Source organism: Corallococcus sicarius, from assembly GCF_003611735.1.
GTDB classification, from domain to species: Bacteria; Myxococcota; Myxococcia; order Myxococcales; family Myxococcaceae; genus Corallococcus; species Corallococcus sicarius.
This window is the reverse complement of sequence record NZ_RAWG01000710.1, coordinates 1-522: the sequence shown is the minus strand read 5'-3', so window position 1 is coordinate 522 and position 522 is coordinate 1. Positions and strand designations below refer to the sequence as shown.

Here is a 522-nt window from a genome sequence, read left to right as displayed (position 1 = left end):
GTGTGCCCTGGAGCCACTCGCGCTGCCACACGCCGTAGTCGGCGTACTGCACACCCAGCTCTGGCAGGGCCGCGGGCACGCCGCGAGCGAACGCGCCGTAGAGCAGCGCCACCTCGCGCACCAGCAGCGTCATCGACCAGCCGTCGGAGACGATGTGGTGCAGCACCACGACGAGCAGGTGCTCGTTCGGGCCGGACGTCAGCAGCAACGCACGCAGCAGCGGACCCCGGGCGAGGTCGAAGGGCCGGGCCGCCGCATCGCGCGCCAGGCGCCATGCCTCGTCCGGCGCCGCGCCCGTGAGGTCGCTGCGCTCCAGCGTGAGCACTGGCTCCGGAGCAATCACCAGGACGGGCCCGGCTTCGCCCTCGCGGAAGGTGGTGCGCAGCACCTCGTGCCGGCGCACCACTTCGCGCAGCGCGCGCTCCAGCAGGTCCACCTTCAGCGGACCTTCCAGCCGCACCGCCATGGGCACGTTGAACAGGGGGCTGCCCGGGTCGAGCTGCTCGATGAACCACAGCCGCT

General features: G+C 72.4%; 1 protein-coding gene. It reads right to left on the bottom strand.

Annotated elements, in window-relative coordinates; genetic code table 11:
• Positions 1 to 522: condensation domain-containing protein (locus D7X12_RS41825; RefSeq protein ID WP_244225113.1), on the bottom strand; the 522-nt coding region annotated here is incomplete at both ends.